Annotated in this window: 1 protein-coding gene; it reads left to right on the forward strand. The window is 49.3% G+C overall.

Annotated features, from left to right (window positions below):
* Positions 1-2,677 (forward strand): DUF6531 domain-containing protein (locus ACVPON_RS06980; protein WP_462877529.1); only part of this gene is annotated, 2,677 nt, incomplete at both ends.

Genomic DNA, 2,677 nt, shown 5'->3' on the forward strand with positions numbered 1-2,677 from the left:
CAGCTCTCACGGACAAGACCAAGGCAGATGTAGACATGCTTCTGATGGGACGGGGTCTCCATTGTGAGTTTGGCTTTGAACCGATAAACTTAAATACTGGGAATTTCTACCTCGACCGTACAGATGTCTCTATTCCTGATCTAGGTGGGGATTTTGAGATTGTCCGTGCCTATAACTCCAAGGCGGCAGGGATCAATAGTCTCTTTGGTCGGGGCTGGTCGGTTGCCTTTCAGGAACAAGTCTCTACAGATGAGGAGGGGAACCTCTACTATAGCCGTGCAGATGGTTCTATCCTTCCATTTACCAAAGACGGTGATCGCTACAAGGCACCTGCCGGTTATGATTTGACCCTTAAAGTCAACACCCTTGAAACCAAGGAGGGCGACTTCGGCGGTGAAGAAAAAGAAACATACGACGTCAAAGAATATCGAATCACCGATACAGACCATCAAGAAAAGGTCTTCAATTTCCACGGTCTTCTGACTAGTCAGACCGACGAAAAGGGCAACAAGACCACTTTTGACTACAACGAGAACTTCCAACTGACCAAGATAACCTCCCCGACAGGTCTGGTCTATGGCTTTACCTACAATGAGGCTGGCTACATCGGTGCGATCCAAATCCCCAATGGGTCTACCCTATCCTATGACTACGATGACAACGGCTATCTGACTACCTATACCGATGCGACAGGTGTGCCGACCCGCTACGAGTACGATGACAAGGGGCGGATGACAGCTTGGTATGACGGCAATGGCACAAAAGTCATCCAGAACGAGTATGATGACCAAAACCGTGTCACCAAGCAAACGGACGGTACAGGAGCGGTCTCCACTCTTTCCTATAGTGAGGGTCAAACGGTCACTACAGATGCCAACGGCAACCAGACCACCTATACTTATGATGAGCAATACCGGACAACAGGTATTCACTACCCAGATGGGACAAGCGTTTCTAAAACCTATGATGACCATAACCGTTTGGCAAGTAGCACCAATGAACTGGGGCACACCACCAGCTACACTTATGATGAAAATGGAAATGTCTTGACCGAAACCCGCTTTGACGGGGCAGTTAAGACCTCTACCTATGATGAGAAGAATAACCTCTTGTCTGTCACAGACTTTGGAGGAGCTACCACCACCAATGAGTATGACAGGAAGAGTAACCTCACAAAGACCAGCCTTCCAGATGGCACAACCATTTCCTATACGCATGACCAGCAAGGTCGTATCCTGTCTACGACAGATGCCCTAGGGGCTAAGACGACCTTTGCCTATGAGGGGGCTAATCTGGTCAACGTTACCAACCCACTGGGTGGGGAAAGCACCTTGACCTACAATGCCCATAATCAGGTGACGGGGATTACCAACCCTCGTGGTGGCACCACCACCTATACCTATGATGCGGAAGGTCGCAAGTTGAGTGAGATTGACGCAGACGGTGTAGGGACAACCCATACTTTTGACAAAGCTGGTCAAGTTACAGGTGTGACAGAGGGGAATGGTAATACAACGACCTTTACCTATGATGCTTTTGGGCGTAAGATTGGAGCTTCAAATGGAGAAGGAGGGACCTATAGCTATACCTATGATGGCGTTGGCAATCAGCTCTCCCTCACCGACGCAGAAGGCACCACCACGACCTATACCTACGACAGCCGGGGTCGTCTCTTGAGTGAAACCGATGCGACAGGTCAGACAATCACCTTTGTCCGGGATGCCCTAGGTCGCGTGCTTGAGCGAACCAATGAAGCAGGTCATACCAGTCGCTTGACCTATGATGACAGGTACAATGCCATCAAGACTGTGACCGATGCCTTGGGGCAGGTCACAGAAAACACCTATGATGCTTCTGGTTACCTGACGGATGTGACTTACCCAATTGGAACAAAGACCAACACGACATACGATGTTATGGGTCGTGTCCTATCGTATACCGATGAAGCAGGTCAGACGGTCTCTTATACCTATGATGCGGTTGGCAATAAGCTAACCGAAACCAAAGGAGAGAAGACCACGAGCTATAGCTATGACAAGTCTGGCAATGTGACCTCTATTACCTACCCAGATAAAACCAGTGTGTCCTACACCTTGGACACCATGGGCAATATCCTGTCCATGACGGACGCCTTGGGTCGAGAAACCACCTATGAGTACAGTCCAGCAGGTCGTCTCCTTGCGACCACCAATGCCTTGGGACAGCGGACAAGCATGACCTATGACGCCAATGGTAACCAGAATAGTGTCACTGATGCGGCAGGCTATACTGCTAAAACAACCTATACCGGTCAAAACCAAATCGCTAGCATCACCGATGGTCTTGGCAACACCACCACCACATCATACAATCAGATGGAACAACCAAAAGAGATTGTGGATGCCTTAGGTGGTAAAACGACTTATGTCTATAATGAATTGGGCTATCCGATTGAGCAGACAGACGCCAACGGAAATCGCACCAAGATGAGTTATACCGAAACAGCTCAACTGAAAGAAGTGACCCTGCCAGACGGCACGACCCTTACCCAAGAGTATGATGCCTTGGATCGCCTCATCAAGCAGACCAACTCTAGCGGTCTCATCACAGAGTACAGCTATGACGCAGCCAACCGTGTGGTGACCAAAAAAGACAACCAAGATCTGAACGAGTCCTACACCTATGACAAGGCTGGCAA

The organism is Streptococcus sp. 1F3, assembly GCF_054968985.1.